17 protein-coding genes, 1 tRNA gene, 1 pseudogene and 1 riboswitch are annotated in these 22,516 nt (G+C 68.7%); of the genes and pseudogenes, 6 read left to right on the top strand and 13 right to left on the bottom strand.

The genetic code is table 11. The features are described 5' to 3' along the window. Window positions 1-310 precede the first annotated feature (310 nt). Both QZ951_RS19450 and QZ951_RS19445 read right to left on the bottom strand, forming a co-directional pair. A complete protein-coding gene (locus QZ951_RS19450) occupies window positions 311-1,345 on the bottom strand; it encodes an NADP-dependent oxidoreductase (protein WP_293003628.1) in 1,035 nt (344 codons plus the stop codon). Between the two features lie 83 nt (window positions 1,346-1,428). Next, a pseudogene (locus tag QZ951_RS19445) lies at window positions 1,429-1,722 on the bottom strand (VapC toxin family PIN domain ribonuclease); the annotation flags it as partial. Between the two features lie 118 nt (window positions 1,723-1,840). Here QZ951_RS19445 and QZ951_RS19440 point away from each other — a divergent pair. Then, window positions 1,841-4,759 (top strand): penicillin acylase family protein, encoded by a 2,919-nt coding sequence (locus QZ951_RS19440; protein WP_293003626.1) that lies wholly within the window; start codon window positions 1,841-1,843, stop codon window positions 4,757-4,759. 60 nt (window positions 4,760-4,819) lie between these two features. Here the strand turns inward: QZ951_RS19440 and QZ951_RS19435 are convergent, their stop codons facing one another. The 9 genes from QZ951_RS19435 to QZ951_RS19395 form a co-directional block, all read right to left on the bottom strand. Further along, a complete protein-coding gene (locus QZ951_RS19435) occupies window positions 4,820-6,163 on the bottom strand; it encodes a hypothetical protein (protein ID WP_293003625.1) in 1,344 nt (447 codons plus the stop codon). Window positions 6,164-6,342: 179 nt separating this feature from the next. Then, window positions 6,343-6,741 (bottom strand): hypothetical protein, encoded by a 399-nt coding sequence (locus tag QZ951_RS19430; protein WP_293003624.1) that lies wholly within the window; start codon window positions 6,739-6,741, stop codon window positions 6,343-6,345. 28 nt (window positions 6,742-6,769) lie between these two features. Further along, a complete protein-coding gene (locus QZ951_RS19425; RefSeq protein WP_293003623.1) occupies window positions 6,770-7,729 on the bottom strand; it encodes a HupE/UreJ family protein in 960 nt (319 codons plus the stop codon). Next, a complete protein-coding gene (locus QZ951_RS19420; protein WP_293003622.1) occupies window positions 7,726-8,616 on the bottom strand; it encodes a peptidylprolyl isomerase in 891 nt (296 codons plus the stop codon). The genes QZ951_RS19425 and QZ951_RS19420 overlap by 4 nt, the downstream gene beginning before the upstream one ends. 93 nt (window positions 8,617-8,709) lie before the next feature. Further along, window positions 8,710-11,025 (bottom strand): hypothetical protein, encoded by a 2,316-nt coding sequence (locus QZ951_RS19415; protein WP_293003621.1) that lies wholly within the window; start codon window positions 11,023-11,025, stop codon window positions 8,710-8,712. A 190-nt stretch (window positions 11,026-11,215) separates the two neighbouring features. Continuing rightward, complete coding sequence (locus QZ951_RS19410; protein ID WP_293003620.1) at window positions 11,216-13,849, bottom strand: fused MFS/spermidine synthase; 2,634 nt, start codon at window positions 13,847-13,849, stop codon at window positions 11,216-11,218. Window positions 13,850-13,910: 61 nt separating this feature from the next. After that, window positions 13,911-14,534, bottom strand: a complete 624-nt coding sequence (locus QZ951_RS19405; protein ID WP_293003619.1) for a 2OG-Fe(II) oxygenase family protein — start codon at window positions 14,532-14,534, stop codon at window positions 13,911-13,913. Window positions 14,535-14,610: 76 nt separating this feature from the next. Then, window positions 14,611-14,687 (bottom strand) — tRNA-Ile (locus QZ951_RS19400). A gap of 96 nt (window positions 14,688-14,783) precedes the next feature. Beyond that, the gene (locus QZ951_RS19395) at window positions 14,784-15,701 is read right to left on the bottom strand and encodes an AraC family transcriptional regulator (protein ID WP_293003618.1); all 918 of its coding nucleotides are present in this window, start codon (window positions 15,699-15,701) and stop codon (window positions 14,784-14,786) included. Window positions 15,702-15,880: 179 nt separating this feature from the next. Here QZ951_RS19395 and QZ951_RS19390 point away from each other — a divergent pair, with 179 nt between their 5' ends. From QZ951_RS19390 to QZ951_RS19380, 3 genes are read left to right on the top strand one after another with little or no spacing between them, the layout of a single operon-like run. Further along, complete coding sequence (locus QZ951_RS19390; RefSeq protein ID WP_293003617.1) at window positions 15,881-16,228, top strand: hypothetical protein; 348 nt, start codon at window positions 15,881-15,883, stop codon at window positions 16,226-16,228. A gap of 28 nt (window positions 16,229-16,256) precedes the next feature. Continuing rightward, window positions 16,257-17,093: a DUF692 domain-containing protein gene (locus tag QZ951_RS19385; protein ID WP_293003615.1), complete on the top strand. Its 837-nt coding sequence runs from the start codon at window positions 16,257-16,259 to the stop codon at window positions 17,091-17,093. Beyond that, the gene (locus QZ951_RS19380) at window positions 17,086-17,877 is read left to right on the top strand and encodes a putative DNA-binding domain-containing protein (RefSeq protein WP_293003614.1); all 792 of its coding nucleotides are present in this window, start codon (window positions 17,086-17,088) and stop codon (window positions 17,875-17,877) included. Before QZ951_RS19385 ends, QZ951_RS19380 begins: the two co-directional genes overlap by 8 nt. A gap of 34 nt (window positions 17,878-17,911) precedes the next feature. Here the strand turns inward: QZ951_RS19380 and QZ951_RS19375 are convergent, their stop codons facing one another. Together QZ951_RS19375 and QZ951_RS19370 are read right to left on the bottom strand one after the other, a co-directional pair. Continuing rightward, window positions 17,912-18,457, bottom strand: coding sequence for a cob(I)yrinic acid a,c-diamide adenosyltransferase (locus QZ951_RS19375; protein ID WP_293003612.1), 546 nt, complete (start codon window positions 18,455-18,457; stop codon window positions 17,912-17,914). Window positions 18,458-18,557: 100 nt separating this feature from the next. Further along, entirely contained in the window at window positions 18,558-20,441 is a 1,884-nt protein-coding gene (locus QZ951_RS19370; protein WP_293003610.1) for a TonB-dependent receptor, read from the bottom strand. Window positions 20,442-20,500: 59 nt separating this feature from the next. Then, window positions 20,501-20,743, bottom strand: a riboswitch (cobalamin riboswitch). Between the two features lie 83 nt (window positions 20,744-20,826). On the opposite strand from QZ951_RS19370, the gene QZ951_RS19365 reads away from it, so the two are divergent. Both QZ951_RS19365 and QZ951_RS19360 read left to right on the top strand, forming a co-directional pair. Next, a complete protein-coding gene (locus QZ951_RS19365) occupies window positions 20,827-21,630 on the top strand; it encodes an inositol monophosphatase family protein (RefSeq protein ID WP_293003609.1) in 804 nt (267 codons plus the stop codon). A gap of 64 nt (window positions 21,631-21,694) precedes the next feature. Continuing rightward, window positions 21,695-22,492 carry an SDR family oxidoreductase gene (locus QZ951_RS19360; RefSeq protein ID WP_293003608.1) on the top strand — a complete coding sequence of 266 codons (798 nt, stop codon included), beginning with the start codon at window positions 21,695-21,697 and terminating at the stop codon, window positions 22,490-22,492. The last annotated feature ends 24 nt before the right edge of the window (window positions 22,493-22,516 follow it).

The following is a 22,516-nucleotide window of genomic DNA, read 5'->3' as shown; positions in this document are numbered from 1 at the left end:
ATCTTCACCGCCCGGCGGCGCCGCTCGTTGAGCGCCTCCACCGGCAGCGTTCGAGAGTCGATTTTGTCCATGCAAACTCCGACTCTACGCGGCACCATCAGTTCAATATTTCAATGCCGGCTCAATAGTGGGGAGCAAGTGACTTGCTCAAAAACGAAAGTCTGCGTTGGGCTGATTTAAGACATTCGAATTGGCACACCAAGTCGCGCTCGTCTTGAGCGCGACTTGTACGTTGCGTGCGGAGTCGACTAGAGGATTTCACCAGCATCAGGCGCGACGACGGCCACCTCAACTAGCGCGACTCCTCCACTCACCCACCCGCCACCTCCACCACCACCTTCCCGAAGTTCTTGCCCGCCAGCAGCCCGGTCAGCGCCGCCGGGGCGTCTTCGAGGCTGGCGACGACATCCTCGCGGACATTGACGGTGCCGTTGGCAAGGTGGTTGGTCATTTCGCTCAGGAACTGGCCGTAGTAGGTCGGGTACTGGTCGAAGATGATGAAGCCGGTGAAGGTCAGGCGCTTGACCAGCACTGAGAACATGGTGCCGGGCAGGCGGTCGGCGCCGGTGAAGCCTTCGCCGTTGTAGTGGGCGATCAGGCCGCAGACCGGCACGCGGGCGTGGAGGTTGAACAGCGGCAGCACGGCGTCCCAGACGGTGCCGCCGACGTTTTCGAAGTAGATGTCGATGCCGTTCGGGCAGGCGGCGGCGAGCTGGGCGGCGAAGTCTGGCGCGTGGTGATCGATGCAGGCATCGAAGCCCAGTTCCTTCACGGCGAAATCGCACTTGGCGGCACCGCCGGCGATGCCGACGACGCGGCAGCCGGCCTGCTTGGCGAGCTGGCCGGAGATCTGGCCGACGGCGCCGGTGGCGCCGGCAGTGACGAAGGTTTCGCCCTTCTTCGGCTTGCCGATGTTGGTCAGGCCGTGCCACGCGGTGAAGCCGGGCATGCCGAGCACGCCGAGGTAGTGGCTGGGATGGGTCGCACCGGCCGGCAGCTTGATGATGACGTCGCTGCCATCGGACAACGCGTAGTCCTGCCAGCCGGCGTAGCTGTGCACGAGATCGCCCACGGCGTAACCGGCGACGTTCGAGGCTTCGACTCTTGACACGGTGCCGCCGCACATGACGCCATTCACCGCGACCGGATCGGCGTACGACGGGCCTTCGTTCAGGCGGCCGCGCATGTACGGATCGAGCGACAGCCACAGCGTGCGCAGCAGCATCTGGCCGGGGCCGGGTGTCGGGACGATGCTGGTTTCCAGGCGGAAGGTGCTGGCATCCGGCGCACCGGCAGGGCGCTGGGCGAGGACGATCTGGCGGTTGTGCTGGGCGGTCTGTGCCATGGGGCTCTCCTCGCGAATGGACTTTTCGTTGGCGGGTGGCGCTCGCGAACGCCATCGGTCCCCGCACTGTTGCACGGAACGGATTACGCGATTCGCGCCGCAAGCCCGGCGGCCTGCAGCCGCGTGACCGCCTGCCGGTCGAACGAGACGAAGGCTTGTCCGCCCAGCCGGTTGCCGTCATGGGCGATCACGCCATCCGCGAAATCGCCGCCGGCTTCGAGCACGGTGAGTCCCGTTTCGGCGGCTGGCCGATCGGCTTCGACCTTGCCGATGGCGAACAAGGGCCTGATCGCTGCCGCGACATGCGTGCGCGACAAGCCATAAACCTTGAGCAGGACCCGGACGGGCTCGCAAAGACACGGCAGCGCGACGGAGATGTCGGTGGCGGGGGGCTTGATGCTGCCTGAACGGCGTGTTGTCCGGCGGCCGCCGTATGATCCATCAGCGCGCAGCAGTCACGACGCGCCTGTCGATACGGCTCGGGAGACCACGACGATGAAGCAGCTCAGGGATGGTGTGCGTGATGGTGGCCGCGGGCTGCGGGAGTCGGCTAGGAAGCTGATCGCGCCATCGATTCAGGCGGCGTTGCTGGCGGTGCTGGCCGCCTGCGCGCAGTCGAGCGATCCCACACCGCCGGCACCCGGCGGCAACGGCGGCCCGGCCGATCCGGCAACGCTGGTGCTGAAGGCGGAGACCACGCTCGGGCCGGGGCAAAGCGGCTTCGTGTCGCTGGCCGGGCAGGCGCGCGGCCTGCTGAGCACGGACCCCGGCGCGTACGGCGAGCATCTGGACGATCAGCGCCTGCTGTACTGGAACTTCGATGCCAAGCCGGCGACGCTCGGCACGCGGCCGGGCACGCCGGTATCGCCGATTGCCGGCGTGCAGATCTATCGCGACAGCTACGGCGTGCCGATCATCTACGGCGATACCGTGCGCAACCTCTGGTACGGCGTCGGCTATGCCATCGCGCAGGATCGGCTGTTCCTGATGGATGCGGTGCGGCGCATGGGCACCGGCAGCTTTGCCGAACTGACCGGCTGCGGCGGCGTGGCGGCCGATATCCAGCAGCGGACGATCACCTACAGCGATGCCGAATATCAGGGCTTCTTCGATCAGCTGTCGCAGGATTCGAAGGATTCGGTGCTCGGCTATGTCGATGGCGCCAACGCCTGGCGCGAGGAGGCGATCCGCAATCGCCTGCAATCGCTGCCGGCCGAGTACACCTTGCTGACGACGACACCGGCTCCGTTCACGGTGAAGGACGTGCTGGCCGCCGGTGTCTTCATCACCCGGTTCGTCGCGGCCGAGGGCGGCAACGAAATGCAGAACGTGCGGATGCTGCGCGCGCTCGAAACGCAGCTGGGCTCGCGCGCCGCTGCCTATGACGCCTTCGACGACATGGCCTGGAACGAGGACCCGAACGCCGCCGTCACCGTGCCGCGCAGCGAGGGCACGTTCTCCAATCAATCGACGCCACCGGCGAACCGCGATGCCGTGTTCCGCCGCGTGGCCGACTGGGCACTGACCCTGCCCGATACCCTGGCCGATGGTCCCGGCACCGGCGCTGCCGCAGCGCCGTTCCCGTGCGGCCAGCCGAGCCTGCCCGGCCCGCTCGGCGCGGCGGGTCGCGATGGCGAAACCGACGTGAAGTGGCAGCCGGGCAACATCGCCGCGCCGCAGGCGAAGGTGTCGAGCCACGCGAAGCAGGCCAGTGCCGTGTTCGCCGATCGCGCGCAGCAGGTCGCCAGACTCATCCGCACGACCTTGCGCAGCCTGTACGAATTCCGCCAGCACCTGCATGGCGGCTCGTTCGCGGTGGCGCTGGCACCCAGCCGCACGCGTGATCGCGGCACGTTGCTGATCAGCGGGCCACAGCTCGGCTACGGCTATCCGGAGCTGCTGGTCGAATACGAGATTCACGGGCCGAACGGCTACAACGCGCGCGGCAGCTCGGTGCCGATCCTGCCGGTGGTCGGCATCGGCTACACCGAGAACACCGCGTGGGGTCTGACCACCGGCTACAGCAAGACCATCGACAGCTTCATCGAGACGATCTGCTCGACCTCGCAGATCGCCGCGAACACCTGCACGCGCAACCAGTACCGCCACCAGAACCAGTGGAAGGCCATGAGCTGCCGCAGCGAGCGCATTCCGTATCGCGCCGCGGCCAACGGCATTCCGGTGGGGCCGGCGATCCTGTCGCAGACGGTGGAAATCTGCCGCACGGTGCATGGCCCGGTGGTGGCGCGCGATGACACGGCCGGCCTCGCCCGCAGCGTGCAGTACGGCATGTTCCAGCGCGAGACGCAGACCCTGGAAGGCATCCGCGAATGGAACCGCGCGCGCAATCTCGACGAGTTCCGCGCGGCGGTTGCCACCGTCACCTGGAACGAGAACGTGACCGTGGCCACACGCGATGGCCACATCGCGTACTGGCATCCGGGGCTGCATATCCGGCGGCATCCGGAAACCGATCAGCGTCTGCCGACACCCGGCACCGGCGAGTTCGATGCCAGCGGCTGGCTCCGCTTCGATGAAGTGCCGCAGGTCATCGACCCGGAGCAGGGCTATCTCGCGAACTGGAACAACAAGCCCGCGTATGGCTGGCTCGATGGCGAAGGGCTGGGCTATTCGTCACGCCCGGGCGGCCATGGCCAGCGCGTGACCAACCTGCTGGATCTGGTCGCCACCCGGCGCGACTGGACTTATGCCGATCTGCGCGACATCGACATTCGCGCCGGCACCCGCGACATCCGCGCCCGCGAGTACCTGCCGGCGCTGCGGCGCTTCCGCACCACGGCCGCGAGCCGGCTCGATGCCACGCAGCGCGCCGCGCTCGATCTGGTGCTGAACGGCTGGGATTCGAGCCACTACGGCCCGGCGATCGACCTGCAGAACCCGAACGCCACCGATGGCCCGGCGGCGACGATATTCGGCGAGTTCGTGTTCGCGATGCGCGAAGAACTGTTCGGCGCGTTCCGCAACGCCGTGATCATTCCCGGCAGCGGCCGCGACAACGCGGGGCGGCTGACGGTGTTCGACCGCGTGTCCGGCGTCGGCGGCAACGTGTTCGATCAAAGCGTGATGGACAACCTGATCACGCGGATCATCGATCCCACGAGTTCCGGCCTCGCCGTGCGCCGCGACTACAGCGGCGGCCGCGGCCACGATGACGTGATGCTGGCCGCGCTGAACCGCGCGCTGACCTCGATCGCCATGCAGTTCAACAACGGTGCGGCACTGACACCGGCCACGCTCGACCGCGCGCGGCGCATCCACCCGCGCAGCCAGCTGTGCTCGCTGACCGGCGTCATCGGCCCCGGCTCCAGCACCCTGCCCGGCACCGCCTGCGTGACGATGCCGTACCAGAACCGCGGCACCTGGGTGCACAGGGTCGGCTACGAGCGACCGTAGCCGATGCGGCCTGCGCGCCGCCGCGCGCGTGTGGCGGCGCGCAAGTACTCAGGCGCGAACTCAGGGCGCTTGGTAGCGCAGCAGTTCGACCACGGTTGCGGCATTCGGCGGCGTGGCGGCGCGCAGCACGTACAGGCGGCGGCTGCCATCAACCGCCAGCCGTGCCTGCCCGGCCGCGCGGAAGCCATCCGGCGTCTGTCGCAGCGGCACCGTCGTCGGGATCGGCGCATCGGTGCCGTTGACCTGCCGGAGGTAATCGCTGGACCTGTCGCGGGACGCCGCGCGCCAGACGGCGTAGGTCAGGCCGTTCGGGAACGCGGCCAGTTGCGGATAGACCCGGCCGCCGACCAGCGGCCCGAGGAAGGCATCGGTGCCGATGCCGGACATCGACTCCAGCCCGTCAGGGCGGCCGTCCGCGGTGATGCCGCGCGAGCAGACGCCGACCGAGCAGCCATCCCAGATCACGAGGCGCCCGCCGAACGACAGGCTGACGAGGTCGACGGTGGCCACCGACAGTGCCGTGGACAACGGCTGCTGGTTCATCGTCAGGCGCAAGCCGGTCGGCAGGCCGGCCGGGCCGAAGACCTGCGCGAATACCCGCTGCGGCGTGATCTCGCCTGCCGGCCGGAATGCCCAGGCCACGGTGTAGCCACCGCCGGCATCGAGTGCCACGGCCGGGTTGGACAGGGTCGGCGCGACTTCCAGCGCCAGCGACAGGAAGGACGTGGTGGTCGCGAAGCTGTTGGCGGCGCCTTGCGGCTGGCCATCGGCGCCGTAGCGGCGCGCCAGCAACGTGTCGGTCACGCTGCCGCCGTTCAGCGGAAACGTGCCGATGGCGAACGTGCTCGAACGGCGCCAGCCGATGATGAAGCGGCCGTCCGGTGCCATCGACAGGTCGATGTCCGGATCGTTGGCGAAGCTGCGGATGGCGTTGAACGCATCGACGATCAGCTCATTGCCGATGCGGGCACCGCTGGCGTCGTAGCGGTTGATGGTGATCGTCGTGCGGTCCTGATTGCGTGGCAGCAGCGGATCGCGATCGGTGATCGGCGACGGTTCGAGCAGCGCCTGCGCGACGATGAAGCTGCCATCGGCGGCCATCGCGACGCGCGGATCATCGGCAATTCGGTTCGCCGCCGGCAGCGGTACCGAGATCGGCGCGCCCAGCGCGTTGCCGGCGGCATCGAAACGCTGGATCGCGTAACGCTCGTCGGCGTTGCGCAGGCCGACGACGACATGACGGCCGTCCGGTGCGGCGGCGACATCGGAGGTGGTCGAGAAATCGGCCAGCACGCTCGGCGTGCCGATCGGCGTTGGAATCAGTGCCCGCGCGACACCGGGCACCAGCAACACGAACACGCAGCCGCCCAGCAGGCGGCGCATCGCGACGACGGCATGACGCATGGCGAATGTCTCCCTGACCGAGCCGGACGAGTCGAGGCGCGTGCTGTCGCCGACCCGCTCGACGCATGCGCAGCTGTTCTGTCGACACGGTAATCGCGATGACGCGACGCTGGCCATGGCCGGAATCAACCGGTCATGCCGATGGGCGCCCGGACGTCGGCCCGTGGCGCCCGCCGCGATCAGTCCGGCAGCAGCTCGTAGCGCTCGAACTGCGCGTGCGTCCACAGCAGGCGCAGCGCCAGCACCGGCGGCGTGCCGGGCACGTCTGCGGTCGCCACCCGGCAATGCAGGCTGACATCACCATCCTCGCCGAACAGGCTGAGCTTGCTGTCGGCACTGCACGGCGGCGGCGCGCCGCCCGGCAGCGGCCGGATCGAGGCCTGCGTGTCGTCGTGGCCGCCGGAGAAGTACGCGGTGAGCCGGTAATGCCGGGCCGCGCCGGTGGCCGGCAGCCGGCAGCGCAGGTCCAGCACATCGCCGCCGGTGGTGGCGGTTTCGCAAGGCATGGCGACGGGCGTATCCGCCATCGCCGGCAGCGACAGCATCAGCAGGCAGGCCAGGGTTCGAGCGGGGTTCATCGAGACTCCGGGAATCGGGGGCCGGGCATCAGGCCGCGGCGAAGATCGCGACGATGCGGCCGATCGACCAGAACGCGGCGACGCTGCCGATGGCGTACAGCGCCGGCCGGCGTGCGCGTTCGATCTGCGGCAGGCGACGCAACGCCATCAGCAGCGCAAAGCACAGGCCGACGACGAACAGCTGGCCGAGTTCGACGCCGATGTTGAACGTCAGCAGCGCCACCAGCAGATGATCCGGCGGCAGGCCGATGTCCTTCAGCGCGCCGGCGAAACCCAGACCGTGCACCAGCCCGAACAGGAACGCGACCAGCGCCGGCCAGCGCCGTGACAGCGTCTGGCGCTGATGCAGCGCTTCGCTGGCGACGAGCATGATCGACAGCGCGATCGTCGCCTCCACCGGCGGCGAGCGCAAGGTCAGCCAGCCGAGCGCGCTCAAGCCCAAGGTCAGGCTGTGGGCGATGGTGAAGGCGGTGATCGTCAGCAGCAGGCGACGCTGGAAGCCGACGAGGAACAGCAGGCAGATCACGAACGCGACGTGATCGATCCCGGCGAGGATGTGCTCGAAGCCGAGCCGGGTGTAGGCCGACGCGATCTCGCCCTGCCCGCGCGTGTCGTTCGCGGCACCGTACAGCCGCACCTTCGGCTGGCCGCCGGTCAGGGTGTAGACGCGGTTCTGACCATCGAGCCAGAACACGCGGATCATCGCGGCCGAATACCGCTCGCCGACGCCTTCCATCGACAGCTCGCCGTCGAGCCCGCCCTTGCCGCAATGCAGAAGGTTGCCGTCGGCGCTGCACCCGGCTGGCCACTGCGGCACCAGCTCGCCGGCGACCACGCGCTTGTCATTCCGGGCGGACCATTGCCACAGGAATTCGCCGTGCGACAGCTCGCGCACTTCCATCTCGGCCATGCTCATCTCGTGTGCCGATGCGGTCATCGGCCCGACCGCGAGCAGCGCCAGCAATGCCGCGAAACAGCGGGCGATCATGGCGCCGCCGTCGAGGCGGGCGACCCGATGCGGATCGTGTATTTCTTCGCCATCTCGCGGACGGCGGCCGTGCGCTGATCGGATGCGACGGCGTCCTTCCAGTCCTGCAGCACGATGCCGCGCAGTTCGAGGAAGTCCGCCGGCTGCGGCTGGGCGATGGCATCAAGCCGGATCGCGCGCCAGCCGTCACGCGTCGGCAGGGCGTGCCATTCGTTCGGGGCCGAGGCCGCGAGGGCGGCGGCGAAGTCGGCGCCGAAGCTCTGATCGAGATTGGCCTTCGGGCGACCCTTGTAGACGCGCAGGTCCGCCTGCGCGCTGCCCGGCGTGCCGCCCGCCGCGACACCGTTCAGCGCGGCGACAAACGTGCGGACCTCGGCCTCGCTCGGCGTGCCGGGGAGCACCGCTTCCTGAAAGTCGTAGCGCGCCGGTTCGTCGTACTTCGCGCGGCGGGCCTCGAACCAGGCGCGCAGATCGGCATCGCTGATCTCGGGCAGCTTGACGTTGGCATCGACCACGCTCAGCGCCTTGAAGATCACACGTTCGCGGATCGCGGTATCGCCGCGGTCCACCTGCATCGCGAGGCCTTCGCGATACAGCACTTCGTTGTCGAGCCAGACCTGGCGCAGCGCCTTCAGTTCGTCGGCGTTCGGCGCGCGGCCGCGCGACTTCTCGAACAAGGTGCGGGCTTCGCGGTCGACGTCCTCGCCGACCACGATCAGGTGCGAGGTGTCGCGGCCGGCGGCGCGCAGGTGATCGATGCCGAACAGCACGGCCCCGAGGATCTGGAAATGCAGCAGCGGTTCACGCAGCCATGCGGGCATCGGGCGCCAGGCGGGCTGGGTGCGGGAAGGCGTGGCGGCAGAGGCCGCCGGGTGCGTCTTGGACATGGGGGATCGAGCGAAAGCGAAACGCTGAAAACGGAAAAAGGGAGCGCCGCGCAAAGTGCGCGACGCTCCCGCTTGCAGGGCCAGGCCTGCGGCTTACTTCACGCCGGCCACGACCACGCCACCCTGCGCCTCGATGTAGATCGGGTTCGAGTAGAACCACAGATCCGCCCACGCGGCGACGTCATACGACACCGTCGGCTGGCCCGCGAGCGGGCTGTTCGGGCCGCCGAGTTCCAGATGATCCGGGCAGCCATCGAACTGGCTGTTGGCGCTGTGCGCGGTGGTGCACGGAATCGTCAGGCGGTTCGGGTTGCTGGCGTTGGTGTAGACATCGGCCAGCGGGTTGCCGCTGGCATCGGTCTCGAACGGCACGGCCGGCGGCAGGTTGGTGCCGCGCAGACGCAGGTACTGCGACGGAATCGCATCGGCCGAGATGCGCGTCGTCATCACCAGATACTGCGTGCCGTCGATCGCCGACCGCACCTGGCGCCAGCCCTGGTTGCCGTTGCCATTGAAGCTGCGCAGCACGCCGGCGCTGAGGTTGCGGGCGGCGTTCGGCACGACCGACAGGCCGGCCGTGGTGCCATCGGCGCGCAGCCAGTTGGTGTTGCGCGGCCATTCGCCGGCGTAGTCCGGCGAGCCCGGCGTGCGATAGCCGGTGACCAGACCCGAGATCAGGTCGATGTGGTCGAGCACCGGGCGGTTCAGCGGCTGCGTGATGCCGACCTGCTTCAGCGACGGGTTCGGGAACGTGTACGGCGAGTAGTTCACGCCTTCCGGATCGCGCACGACGATGGTCACGACGACTTCGGCACCCGGGCGGATCACCAGCTTCTCGCCCATGTTGGCGCAGTTCGGCGCGTCGACATCGGTGTTGTTCGATGCCGCGATGCGCGCGCGGGTTTCGACTTCGAGATTGCTCGCGAACTGGCCCAGACGGTTGTACGAGGCGCAGGCGACGAACGCGAGACGGTCGATCAGCTGGCCGCTCGTGGCGAAGTTGTTGCCGGTGCGCAGGCCATCGACGATCGACTGCGGGCTGAGCTTGTCGGTGACGCGGCGCAGACCTTCGCGACGTTCCGGGCTGCGCACCAGCGTGTAGTTGCGCTGGTATTCGCCCGGGTAGAAGTCCTGCGTGGAACGGCGGTCATCCGGGCCGAACTGGCCGCGGTTGTGCCAGTCGGAGCTGGCGAAGAACCAGAAGTTGCGGCCTTCGCCGAGCAGCGCATCCCAGACGCCGCCGATCTGCGCGCCGTAGACGCCGGTGCCGCCATAGGTGGTGCCGCCCACCGAGTCGACCTGGCCGACGCCGGTGCCGAAGTTGTTGCGCAGCACGGCGTATTCGCCGCGATCCGACGAGGCACCGTGACCCGGCTGGGTCTCGAAGCCGAACGCGACATTCGGGCCGGCGTTGTTCAGGTTGCGCAGGTGTTCGATGTTGAAGCCGTTGTTGCCGTTCGGGTTGAACGGCCCGGCGCGTTCGAGATGCGCCGGCACGTAGTAGCTGCCGTTCGGGTGGTTCTGCACCATCCAGCGGACCGCTTCGACGGTCTTGTTGTGGCCGCGCAGGCCGACGCCGGCGCCGGTGAGCGGGATCAGCTTCTGCGCCGTGGCGTTCCAGCTCGGATCGAGCGAATTCAGGCTGCCGCCGACCGAGCAATCCCAGTTGTTGCCGACGGTCGAGCCGACGGTGTTGTTGCCGCGGCTGGTGTCGGTGTCGTTGCGGTCGAAGCAGTATTCCCACTGCGCCAGACCGTTGGCGTTGCCGAGCGCGAGATAGCGGCTGGTGTTCGGCGCGATGACCGGCGCCGTCGGCAACGTGGCCGGATTCAGCAGGGCCGGAATCTGGCCGGTGATGATCGACATCGACGAATGTTCATGGCCGGCGACGACCGACTCGATGCCGAGGAACAGCGGGCGATTCTTCAGCGCGTTGAAGTATTCGACGAGCGGATACTGGAATTCCTGGATCGACTGCCAGCGCCACATCACCTGATTGGTCGGGGTGGCGGCACCCGCGACCAGACCCTTCGGCTGGATCGGCGGAATGGTGTTCAGCCAGGTCGTGGTCGGGCCCTGATTGGTCGTCGGATAGGCTGGCGTGCTCAGCGTTTCATCTTCGGCCAGCGTGCAGTTGCGGTTGCCGCTGCCGCCGTGGCCGGCCTGCACGAACCAGTCGAGACCGAAGCTGCCGTCGGCCACGTCGGTGGACTTGCCGAGCAGCTTCTGCATCGAGATCGACCCGTCCGAGCAGGTCGTGTGGTTGTGGAAATCGCCGGCCACGTAAGTGCCCGCCGTGCGGGCGGCCGGCGCCGCGACGACCGGGGCCACGACCACGGCACCTGCGCCGAACGTGGCCGTGATGGCCAGCGCCAGCGGCGTCCTTCTGAGACTCGAGTTGACTCGCATTGTTCGCTCCGATGGTTTGATTTTTTTGATCGCGACGATGCCCCGCAAAGAGGCTCGCCAGCGTGTCGGAAGCATCGGCTGCCAACGTAACAACCGCGTGAAGCAACGATGACAAAGCGTCGTGGCTGCGCCTCGTGTCGACGGACGGCGGCGGTGTCGCCTCGCGCCGGGTGTATCGGACCTGCGCCGCTCAGCCCGCCGGTCCGGAGAGGTCCAGCAAGGCCGCCGACGCTTCCGGGCGCGCCGGCTGTGCCCGCTGCAGCGCGTTCAGCAGTTCGCGCGCGGCGTCGACGTCGACCCGCGCCAGTCCGCGGGCGATCAGCAGCAGCGGGTCGTAGGCCGGGCGGAAGTCCGGACTGATCCGCAGCACGGCGAGCAGCGGCTCGGCGACCTGTGCCGCCATCTGCCTCGGATCGGACGACGGCCGCACATTCCGGCCGGAGGCGATGAAGCGATCGCGCGCCTGCCAGTACGCGGCCAGCCGCCGCGCCGTCTCGGGCGTGTTCGCGGCCGGCGTCAGCAGTTCGTCCGGCGTGATCGACAGCGCCGACAGCAGGGTCGTCAGGCGATCCTGCGGCCGCGAATCCGGCGCATAGGCGAGGCGCGGCGCGCGATAAGCCACGACCGGATGATCGTCGGTGTTCGCCGCGGCATCGCCGGCGTAACGTCGCAGCGCTTCCGGCCCGGCGATGAAGCTGCCGAGCACGGCCCACTCGTCGTCGAGCCCCAGACGGCCGGTGGCCGCGCTCGCCGCCGCGCGTTCGATCGGCGGCCGCAGCCGCGCCGGCGCGAAGCCATCCGCATCGCGCCGACCGATCAGCCCGAGCACCGGCGTCTGCAGGCTGTTGTTCGCGAGCAGCGCGCGCGCGTTCGGAAACGCGACGAGATACGACTGCACGATGCTGCGCAGGCTCGCGAGATCGAGCTGATGCAGCGGCAGCCACTGGCAGAACAGGCCGTCGTCGCGCAGGCGTTCGCGCACCGCGCGGAAATGCTCGACCGTGTACAGCGCGCCCGAGCCACTGCGCGCCGGGTGGAAGTTGTCGGACACGATCACGTCGTAGCGTGCGTCGCTGGCGCGCACGTAGCGCCGGGCATCCGCCGCCAGCACGTGCAGGCGCGGGCTGGGTGCCGCCTCCGGCCGGAACAGCGCCGCCGCGGCGATCACTTCCGGCAGCAGTTCCACGGCGTCGACCGCAAGTCCCGGCACCTCGGCCGCCGACGATGCGGTGACGCCGGTCCCCAGTCCGAGAAACAGCGCCCGCGCCGGTGCCGGGTGCAGCAGCACCGGCAGCAGGGCCTGACGCGCATCGACGCGCCGTGTGGCGCTGCTGCCTTCCTGCTGGCGATTGTCGATGCGCAGCCGCGCGACGCCATCGGCATCCTCGACCACGCTGACCGCCGCCATCACGCCATCGGCATAGCGCAGCACGCGACCGCCGTCGGGCACGTCGACGAAGGCCAGCGGCGGCGCCAGCACGGCGACCACGGCCAGCGCGGCGGTCGGCACCATCACCTGCGCGCGGCGCCATTGGCGCACGTCGATCAGCAGCAGATAGCCCGCCACCACCAGCAGCAGCGCTGCCTTCGGCCCCAGCGCCGGAAACAGCAGCACGCCGAACAGCAACGGGGCGGTCATCGCCCCCAGTGTGTTGACGCCCAGCGCACGGCCGAAGCTCAGCCCTTGCGCAGAAGCCATCGCGCTCAAGTGACTGAACAGCGCGCCCATGACCATCGTTGCTGGTCCGAACGCGACCAGCGCGAGCACGGCTTCCGCCAGCAGGGCCGTCGCCATGTGCGTGCCCAGTTGCTGCAGCACGAACGTCTTCAGCGCTTCCGCGCCCCACAGACAGCCGGTGCCAATCAGGCAGGCCATCGCGAGCGCGGCCAGCAGGCGATCCCGCACCGGCTCGTCGTCATGGCTCGGCGCACGGGCCGCGTGGACGCGGCGCGCGTACATCGCCGCCCCGGCCGCGGTGCCGACGAGATAAACGGCCAGCAGCAGCGCAAACGTGTAGACCGTGTCTTCGGCCACCTGCGCCAGCACCCGCACCACCAGCACCTCGTAGCCGATGCCGAGCAGCCCGGTGACGGCGAAGCGCAGCAGCAGGCCGCGCGAGCCCGCGCCCGAGATCGACGATCCCGCAGACGCTGGCTGCTGCTGCGCCGACCGGGCGGCTGCCGAAGGCCCGGTCGCGGTCCGGAAAAGCCGCCATGCGGCGACCGCACACGCCAGATTCAGCGCCACACAGAGTGCCGCCGTACGTGCGTAACCAAACGTCGGCGCCAGCCAGAACGCGATCGCGAGCACGCCGATCACGGCCCCGAGCGTGTTGCAGGCATACAGCGCGGCGATCGAGCGATCGCGCGGCGCCGCCGCCGTCGGCCATCGCGCGGCGATGCCGGCCATCGCCGGCAAGGTCGCGCCCATGGCCGCGGTCGCCGGCAGCAGCAGCACGAACGTCGCGCCGAACGCGAGGCTCCATTGCCGTAGCGCCGATGGCGCGACGCCGGTCAGCTGCAACACCAGATCGCCGAACGGGCTCATCAGCGCGATCAGCAGCAGGCTCCACAGCGCGACCACCAGTTCGCAGGCGGCATACCAGCGAGCCGGCTGCGCGCTGCGCTCGATGCGCGGGCCAAGCAGCAGTGCGCCTGCCGCCAGCCCGCCGAAAAACGCCGTGATCACCGCCAGCACCGCCGCTGCCTCGTGGCCGAGCCAAAGCCCGCACTGCTGGGTCCAGACGATCTGGTAGCCAAGTCCGGCGAAGCCGGATGCCGTCATCAGCAGCCGCGTCGCGGCCGGGCGCGCGGCTGCCGTCATGCGCTGGCGCGGCCTCGTCCGGATCGAGCTCCGAGTGCGCGTTGCCCGCGCCGCGTCACCGTCATCCGGTGAACCCGATCGTGTAGCCCCAGGAGTCGAGTCGCGCCGGAATCGCGTTGAATGACAGGGTGATGCGCCGCTCGCCCCGGTTCGGCGGTACGGCGTGCATCAGGTAGCTCGGAAACAGCACCAGATCGCCGGGGGATGGCGCGGGGCTGATCCACTTGTCGGCACTGAACGGCCCCGGCGTGACGCGGGCATGGTCGTTCCGGAACGCGAAGTCATGGCCGCCGGGCGATTTCATGAACACGGTCTGCGAGCCCGGATGCGTCGGCGTCAGATAGACCACGCCGGAAATGAAGCTGTTGGCGTGGTTGTGCATCGCCTGATGGCCGCCGGGCGCCAGCACGTTGACCCACATCTCCTTCAGCGCCCAGCCGATCCGCTCGCCGAACATCTGCGCGCCGAAATCGACCAGCTTTGGCGTGATCAGACCGGCCGCCTCGACGAACAGCGGGCTGTCGCTCGGCTTCAGCATCTCGGTATGCGACAGGCGCGCGGACGAGTTGTTGTCCCGCGTCGCCTTGTCGACGAAATGCGTGATCAGCCCCTCGACCAGCGGCCGGCTCAAGGCCGCCGGGCAGCGCAGGAACGGCGTCGGAAACAGGCTGATCAGTTCATCCATCGGGATGAGGCAGGCAAGGCGGCGGGAAGTGCCGCAAAGCTTGGCAGCCGGTCCGTGACGGTTTCGTGGCACGACGTGGTGGGCCCTGTCGGACTTGAACCGACAACCAAGGGATTATGAGTCCCCTGCTCTGACCAATTGAGCTAAAGGCCCGTGCTCGTGGACGACGGGTGCGCCGTATTGTGCCAGCGTCCGCGGGCCGTGCCGTGGGGCGTTCAACGCGACGGAACGGCGGACGCGGTGTCGGTCTCAGTCTTCGTCGATGTCCGCCGGCATCGCGCCGAGCTGGGCGCTGCGCGCGGCGCGGCGGGCGCGGCCTGGGCCGTAGCCGTGGATCTTCTTGAAGGCGCGGCGGAACGCGGCTTCGGTCTGGTAGCCGAGCTTCTCGGCGATCGTCGCCGCACTCGATTTCGGATCGCGCAGCAGGCGCAGCGCTTCGGCCATGCGCCACTTGGTGAGGTACTGGTACGGGCTCACGCCGAGCACTTCGTTGAAATGCTGGGCGAAGGCGGTGCGCGACTGATGTGCGAGATCCGCCAGCATCGCCACTGTCCAGGCGCGGCCGGGTTCGGCGTGCATGGCTTCGAGCACGCGGGCCATGCGCGGGTCGATCAGCGCGGCGATCAGGCCGCGGCGCTCGTTGCTGCTGGCGATGTGGTGGCGCAGCGCCATCACGAACAGGGCATCGGCCAGTTTGTCGAGCACCAGTTGCCGGCCGAACGATTCCTGCCGCGCCTCGTGCGACATCAGCCGCGCCAGATGGCGGAACTGCGAGCCGCTGTCGGCTTCGCGCACGACGATCCACTCCGGCAGCGCGTCGAGGATCGGGTTGCGGCTACCGGTGGCGAATTCGAACTCGCCGCACAGGATCGAGGTGAAGCGGTTGGCGGCGGGGCCGTGGTCGGAATCCGGCGGGCTGCACAGGGTGTGGGCCGCGCCGTGCGGAAACACCACCAGATCGCCCGAGTTCAGGCGCAGCGTGTCCTTGCCGTTGGCCAGCAGCACCAGGCAATCGCCCTCGTCGATCAGGTGGAACATGCCGTGCTCGCAGCCGCGTTCGGGCTCGACGAAGCTGCCGCAGTAGTGCGGGTTGTCGCTGATGTAGGCGCGCAACTGATGCGCACCGAGCACGGCGGCAAAGGCGGCTTCGGCGGAGCGGTCGAGCATTGCGGGCGGCGGGGAACTCGGGTCGGGGCCGGGCGATGCCGACGGTGGCGGCAGTATAGGAAATCGCATCCCGGGCCGGACTTTGCTTGTAACGATTTGCACGGCGATGCACGGTGCGCGGCAGGCTTGGTATCGTTCGGGTCCCGATTTCCCCGTTTTCGATCGACTGGAGCCCGTTGATGAATCGTTCCAAGAAGCCGCTGGCCATCGCGCTCGGCACCGCGTTTGCCCTCGGCGGCGGCGCGCAGGCCGGTTCGCTGTTCGTCGCCACCGACCTCGCCTCCGGCTACATGGTGGCCAGCGCCGGTGACACCAAGGCCGCCGAACACGCCTGTGGCGAAGGCAAGTGCGGCGCCGCGCCGGCCAAGACGGCAGCGACGCCGGCAGCAGCAGGCGACAAGCAGTCCCCGGCCAAGGCGGCTGCCGCCGGCACCGCGAAGACCGCGGCTGCGGCAGCACCGGCCAAGACCGCCGCCGAACACGCCTGCGGCGAAGGCAAGTGCGGCGCGGCGCCGAAGGCCAAGTAAGCCGCCACGGCGGGCGGATCGCCGCTCGATGATGCGATCCGCCGTGCGCGGTGCCGGCCTCGGCCTGCGCCGCGCCCTGCTGGACGAGCTGGCGGCGGTCGAACCCGGTACTCCGGCGGCGCCGGCGTTTCTGGAGGTCGCGCCGGAAAACTGGATGCAGCTCGGCGGGCGACTCGGCCGGCAGTTTCGCGCGCTGACCGAGCGCTTCCCGTTCGCGACCCATGGCCTGAGCCTGTCGCTCGGCAGCACGGCGCCGCTCGACGAGGCGTTCGTGCTGCAGGTGAAGCGCTTCCTGGATGTGCACGGCATCGCCGACTACAGCGAGCACCTGAGCGCCTGCAGCGACGAGCGCGGGCACCTGTACGACCTTATGCCGATCCCGTTCACCGACGAGGCCGTGCAGCACGTCGCCACGCGCATTCGCCGCGTGCAGGCGCTGCTCGAACGCCAGATCGCGATCGAGAACGTCAGCGCCTACGCCATGCCCGGCGCGCAGATGAGCGAACTTGCGTTCATCACCGCCGTGCTCGACGAGGCCGACTGCGCGCTGTTGCTCGACGTCAACAATGTCCACGTCAACAGCGTCAACCACGGCTTCGATGCCGCTGCGTTCATCGCGGCACTGCCGGCGGCGCGCGTGCGCGCGCTGCACGTGGCCGGCCATTACATCGAAGCGCCGGACCTGCTGATCGACACCCACGGCGCTGACGTGATCGATCCGGTCTGGTCGCTGCTGGCGCAGGCCTATGCCCGCTTCGGCCCGCGGCCGACGGTGCTCGAGCGCGACTTCAACATTCCGCCATTGCCGCAGCTGATGACGGAAGTCGGCCGCGTGGCGGCGCTGCAGGCAGCCGCCCATGGCTGATACCCGCGAACTTCGCGCGCTGCAGGCGGCGTTCGCCCGCCATCTGCGCGACCCCGCGCTCGATCGCGCGCAGCACCCGCTGCCGGACGGTGTCGACGAGCGGCAGCTGGCCGTCTATCGGGATTTGTTCGTCGGCAATGTCGAAGGCCTGCTGGCCGGGGCCTTTCCGGTGTTGCGGCAGTTGCTGGCCGACGAGGCTTGGCGCGAACTGGTGCGCGCGTTCTATCGCGACCATCCCGCCAGCACGCCGCTGTTCCGCCGGCTGGCCGAGGAGTTCGTCGACTGGCTCGATGGCGAACGCCCGCCGCAGCCGGACGATCTGCCGTTCATGGCGCAGCTGGCGCACTACGAATGGGTGGAACTGGCGCTGGCCACGGCGGAAGACCCGGCACCCGAAGCCGTGCAGGCGTCGCGGCATGGCGATCTGCTCGGCGGCGTGCCGCGGCTGTCGCCGCTCTGCTGGACGCTGGTCTACGACTGGCCGGTGCATCGCATCGGGCCGGACTATCAGCCGCGTGTCGCGCCGTCGATGCAGACCTGTCTCGTCGTCCATCGCAATGCCGACGACGACGTGAAGTTTCTCGAAGTGAATGCCGTCACCGCGCGCCTGCTGACCTTGATCGAGGAGCAGCCGGAGGCGACCGGCGTCGCGCTGCTCGAACAGATCGCCGAGGAACTGCAGCAGGACGACGTCGACCTCGTGATCAATGCCGGCGGCGAGATTCTCGACACCCTGAGAGAACGCGGCATCATCCTCGGCACGAAGCCGCGCGGCCCGGAATGAACGGGCCGCACGGGCATCGCGGCCCGCAGGCGGCCTAGTCGCTGCGCTTCCAGCTCACTTCGGTGCCGCCGTCCTGCCGCGCCAGCACGCGGCAGCAGACGAACAGGTAATCCGACAGGCGATTGAGGTACTGCGGCACCAGCGGGCTGACCGTTTCCTCCGCACTCAGCGCCCAGACCGCGCGCTCGGCCCGCCGGGCCACGGCGCGGGCCAGATGCGCCGCCGCTGCCGCCGGGTTGCCGCCCGGCAGCACGAACTCCTTCAGCGGCGGCAGCGTCTCGTTGAGGATTTCCAGCTCGCCGTCGATCCGCGCCAGATAGCTTTCCTTGACCAGCTCGAAGCCCGGCATCGACAGCTCGCCGCCGAGATCGAACAGCTCGTGCTGGGTCCGCGCCAGCGGCTCGCGGATGCTGTCCGGCAGCGTCTGCACCAGCACCAGACCGATGCAGCAGTTCAGCTCATCGACGTCGCCCATCGCTCCGACGCGCAGATGCGTCTTCGGCACCCGCTCGCCGTTGGACAGCCCGGTGGTGCCCTTGTCGCCCGTGCGGGTGACGATCTTCGACAGTCTGTTGCCCATGGTCTTGCGTGATCCGGTGATGCGGCTAATGTGTATCTGACCCCGATTTTTTGCTGTGGAGCCTTCCCCCGCGAGCGGGGGAAGGCGTTGCAGCAAAGGCTCAGCGATAGTCCCAGCGCAGCGTGGCATAGCCGGCGATGCCCGGCTGTTCGTAGCCGGCGGCGGTCTGGTAATCGCGGTCGAGCAGGTTCTCGACGCGCGCGCTGAGGGTGAAGCCCTGCGGCAGCTTCACGCCGGCGCCGAGGTTCAGCAGCACGTAGCCACTGTCCTTGGTGTCGGCCCCGGTGGCGGCGGAGATGTCGGCGCGATCCGAGGTGCCGAGGACATCGGCGGCGACATAGAACCGGCCGAGTTCGCGCCGCAGCTGCGCGGTGACGCTGCGGCGGGCGCGGCGCAGCAGGGACGTGTCGTCGCTGCGATCCTTCGGGTTCTGGACGATGCCGGTGACGGTGCCGCTCCACCGCGTGTCGGCGTAGCGATAGGTCAGTTCCAGGCCTTCGTTCTTCGCGCGATCGACGTTGACGGCGCGGAAGCCGAAATCGACGTTCGGATCGTTGTTCGGATCGAACTCGACGCTGATCAGGTTGCGGATGCGGGTCCGGAACGCGCGCACATCCCAGGTCTGGAATGCGCCCCAGCGCTGGCGCACGCCGATTTCGGCGTTGTGCGAACGCTCCGGCGCCAGATCGGGATTGCCGCCGAAGCCGAAGCGGTCGGTCGCATCCGGTGCCCGGAAGCCGGAACCGGCGGCGATGACCAGCGTGGTCTTGTACAGCGGCCGCGTGTACAGGTCGTAGCCGTATTCGGCGTTGTAGGTGAAGCGGCTGCCGAAGGCGTCGTGGTTCAGCACGCTGCCGGCGAGCAGCACGTGATGATGGTCATCGTCGTACTGGCCCTGCAAAAAGCCGTTGACCAGATCCACCGTCTGCTTCGTGACGCTGCCGAAGCTCAGCGCATCGATCCGCTCGTTGGTCACTTGCCCGCCGAACAGCGCGCGCAGGCCCGGCAGCACGGTGACGGTGTTCTGCCAGTCGATCTGCGGGCGAATGGTGCGCGTGAAGTCGTCCGAGGCGTACTGGCGCACGCGGTCTTCGCCGCGGCTCAAGGTCAGCGTCGTGTCCCAGTTCTGCAGCAGGCTGGTGCTGGCGCTGACCGCCAGCGTCTGGTTGCGGAAGTCCTGTGCCGTGGCGTTCAGGCCGAACAGCGGGCTGCAGGAATCGAAGTACTCGGTCTTGCCCTGCGCGTTGTAGGCGCGGGCTTCGAGCGAGACCACGCGCAGATCGGCCGTGGCCTTGGCGTTGATGGTGTTGTTGCGGAAGCCGGAATTGCCGTCTGCGCCGGCACAGGCCGGAAAGCCGTCGGCGGTCTGCTGCGCAGTGTCGATCGAGAAGCCGTAGGCACCGATCTGGTTGGCGTAGCGCGCGCTGCCATCGACCGTGCCGTACGAGCCGCCGCGCACGCTGGCGCCGATCTGCTGCTGCTCCGGCGAGCGGGTGATGATGTTGATGACGCCGGCTATGGCGTCCGAGCCGTACAGCGACGAGCGCGGTCCCTTGACGATCTCGATGCGCTCGATCAGCTCGGGCGACAGGTTCTGCAGCGCCGCGCCGCCGGACGTCGCCGGGTTCACGCGCACGCCGTCGATCAGCACCAGCGTGTGGTTCGACTCGCCGCCTCGGATGAACACGGAGGTGGTCTGGCCGGGGCCGCCGGTGCGGCCGATGTCGAGCCCGGCGTTGAAGCGCAGCAGTTCGGCGATGTCGCCGGCCTGCGCCGCCTCGATCTGGGCGCGATCAATGACGATGGTCGCCGACGGCACGTTCGACTGCGACTGCGGCGTGCGCGTGGCGGTGACGATCACCGGGTCCAGCGCCACGCTGGCCGCGCTGACCGGCAGCAGGTCGGCGGCCGTGTTGGCGGCGGGGTTCTGGGCAAGGCAAAGCAAAGGCGCTGCAGCGAGCGCCGCAAGACAGGCGGATTTCATCGACATTCTCCCGCGCCAGCGTCCCCGCAGGCGCAATCTGGGTGACCCGCCCGCGACATGCGGACGGGCTCGTTCCAGGCCGGTCTCCGGACTCATGGGCGAAAGTGCGCATGCGCACTTTCCTTCGATGCCTTCCCGGATCGGGTTGCGATCCAGTGGCGGGTGACCGAAGTACTCCCATTCACCGTTGCGGGGGCAGTGCCGGGCTTGCGATCGAAGTGATTCGACGCGCACCGGCTTCCCGTTTAACCCTGATCCCGGTATCGAGCGGGGGTCAGGGCACCTGCGAACCCCGCGATGGTAATGCACCGTACGAATTCGGCGCAAAGCGGCGGTTTATCATTCGCCACCGCCAAGTCCGCGGATTGCCCCGGAGCCTCCCCCGTTGACCAGCCCCGCCCCGACCAGCCCCCTGCTTGCCGCCGCGCTCGAAGCGGCCGAAGCCGCCGCCGCCGTCATCCGCCGCGCCTATCGCGGCCAGTTTTCGGTCGACTACAAGGCCGACGCGAGCCCGGTGACCGAAGTCGACATCGCCGCCGAAGCGACGATCAAGGCCGTGCTGAAGCGCCACTTTCCGGACCACGGCTTTTACGGCGAGGAGCTGGGGCGCGAGGTTGGCGACAACGAGCACCTGTGGCTGATCGATCCGATCGATGGCACCAAGAGCTTCGTCCGCGGCTACCCGATGTTCTCCACGCAGATCGCGCTGATGAAGCGCGGTGAACTGGTGCTCGGTGTGTCATCGGCCCCGTGCTGGGACGGCGCGCTGGGCGAGGTGATCTTTGCCGAGAAGGGCCACGGCGCCTGGTGCGACAACCAGCGCCTGACGATCGCCGCGACCGACACCATCGCGAAGGCAACCCTTTCCACCGGCAATCTCGCGCGGCTGGCGCGCAGCGACGCCTGGCCGCGGCTCGGTGGCTTGATCGGACAGGTCCACCGGATTCGCGGCTACGGAGATTTCCTGCACTACCACCTGCTCGCCAGCGGCAAGATCGATGCGGTGGTGGAATCCGACGTCAACATTCTGGACATCGCCGCGCTCAGCGTCATCGTCCATGAAGCCGGCGGCGTCTTCACCGACCTGCAGGGCCGGCCGCTCGGCCTCGACACCACCAGCGTCTGTGCCGCGACACCGGGCCTGCACGGCCAGGTGCTCGACGCGCTGCGCTGGACGCCGCCCGCCTGACCCTTCGATGTCCCTCGGGCGCGCAAGCGCCTGCCGCACGCCTTCTCGCTCTCAGGAACCTGCCATGTACGACTATTCGAACAAGACCGTCTTCGTTTCCGGCGGCACCAGCGGCATCAACCTCGGCATTGCCCATGCGTTCGCCAAGGCCGGCGCCCGCGTCGCGGTGATGTCGCGCAAGCAGGAGAAGGTCGACGCGGCGGTCGAAGCGCTGAAGGCGCGTGGCGGCGATGCCATCGGCTATGCCGCCGACGTGCGCGACTACACCGCCGTCGACGCCGCGTTCAAGGACGTGGCGAGCCGCTTCGGCACGCTCGACGTGCTGATCTCCGGTGCCGCCGGCAACTTCCCGTCGCCGGCGATGGGCATCTCGCCGAACGGCTTCAAGTCGGTGGTCGACATCGACCTGCTCGGTACCTTTCATGTCGTTCGCGCGGCGTTTCCGTACCTGACCAAGCCGGGCGCATCGGTGATCAACATCAGCGCGCCGCAGGCCTGGATTCCGATGGATTTCCAGATGCACGTCTGTGCCGCGAAGGCCGGCGTCGACATGGTGACCCGCGTGGCGGCGCTCGAATGGGGCGCGGTCGGCATCCGCATCAACTCGATCGCGCCGGGTCCGATCGAAGGCACCGAAGGCATGAAACGCCTGGCGCCGAACGAGCGCGCGAACGAGCTGATCACGCAGAGCGTGCCGCTCGGCTGCTACGGCACCACCGACGACATCGCCGAAGCCGCGATGTGGCTGTCCAGCCCGATGGCGCGCTACATCACCGGCGTGGTGCTGCCGGTCGACGGCGGCTGGTCGCTCGGCGGCGTGTCGGCGATGAGCATGGGCTTGAAGAAGGCGATGGGTGGCTAAGGACCGCTTGCCGCCCGCACAAGT

Origin of the sequence: Nevskia sp. (assembly GCF_021732705.1) — a bacterium.
GTDB lineage: Bacteria > Pseudomonadota > Gammaproteobacteria > Nevskiales > Nevskiaceae > Nevskia.
This window is presented reverse-complemented; position numbering and strand designations above follow the sequence as displayed.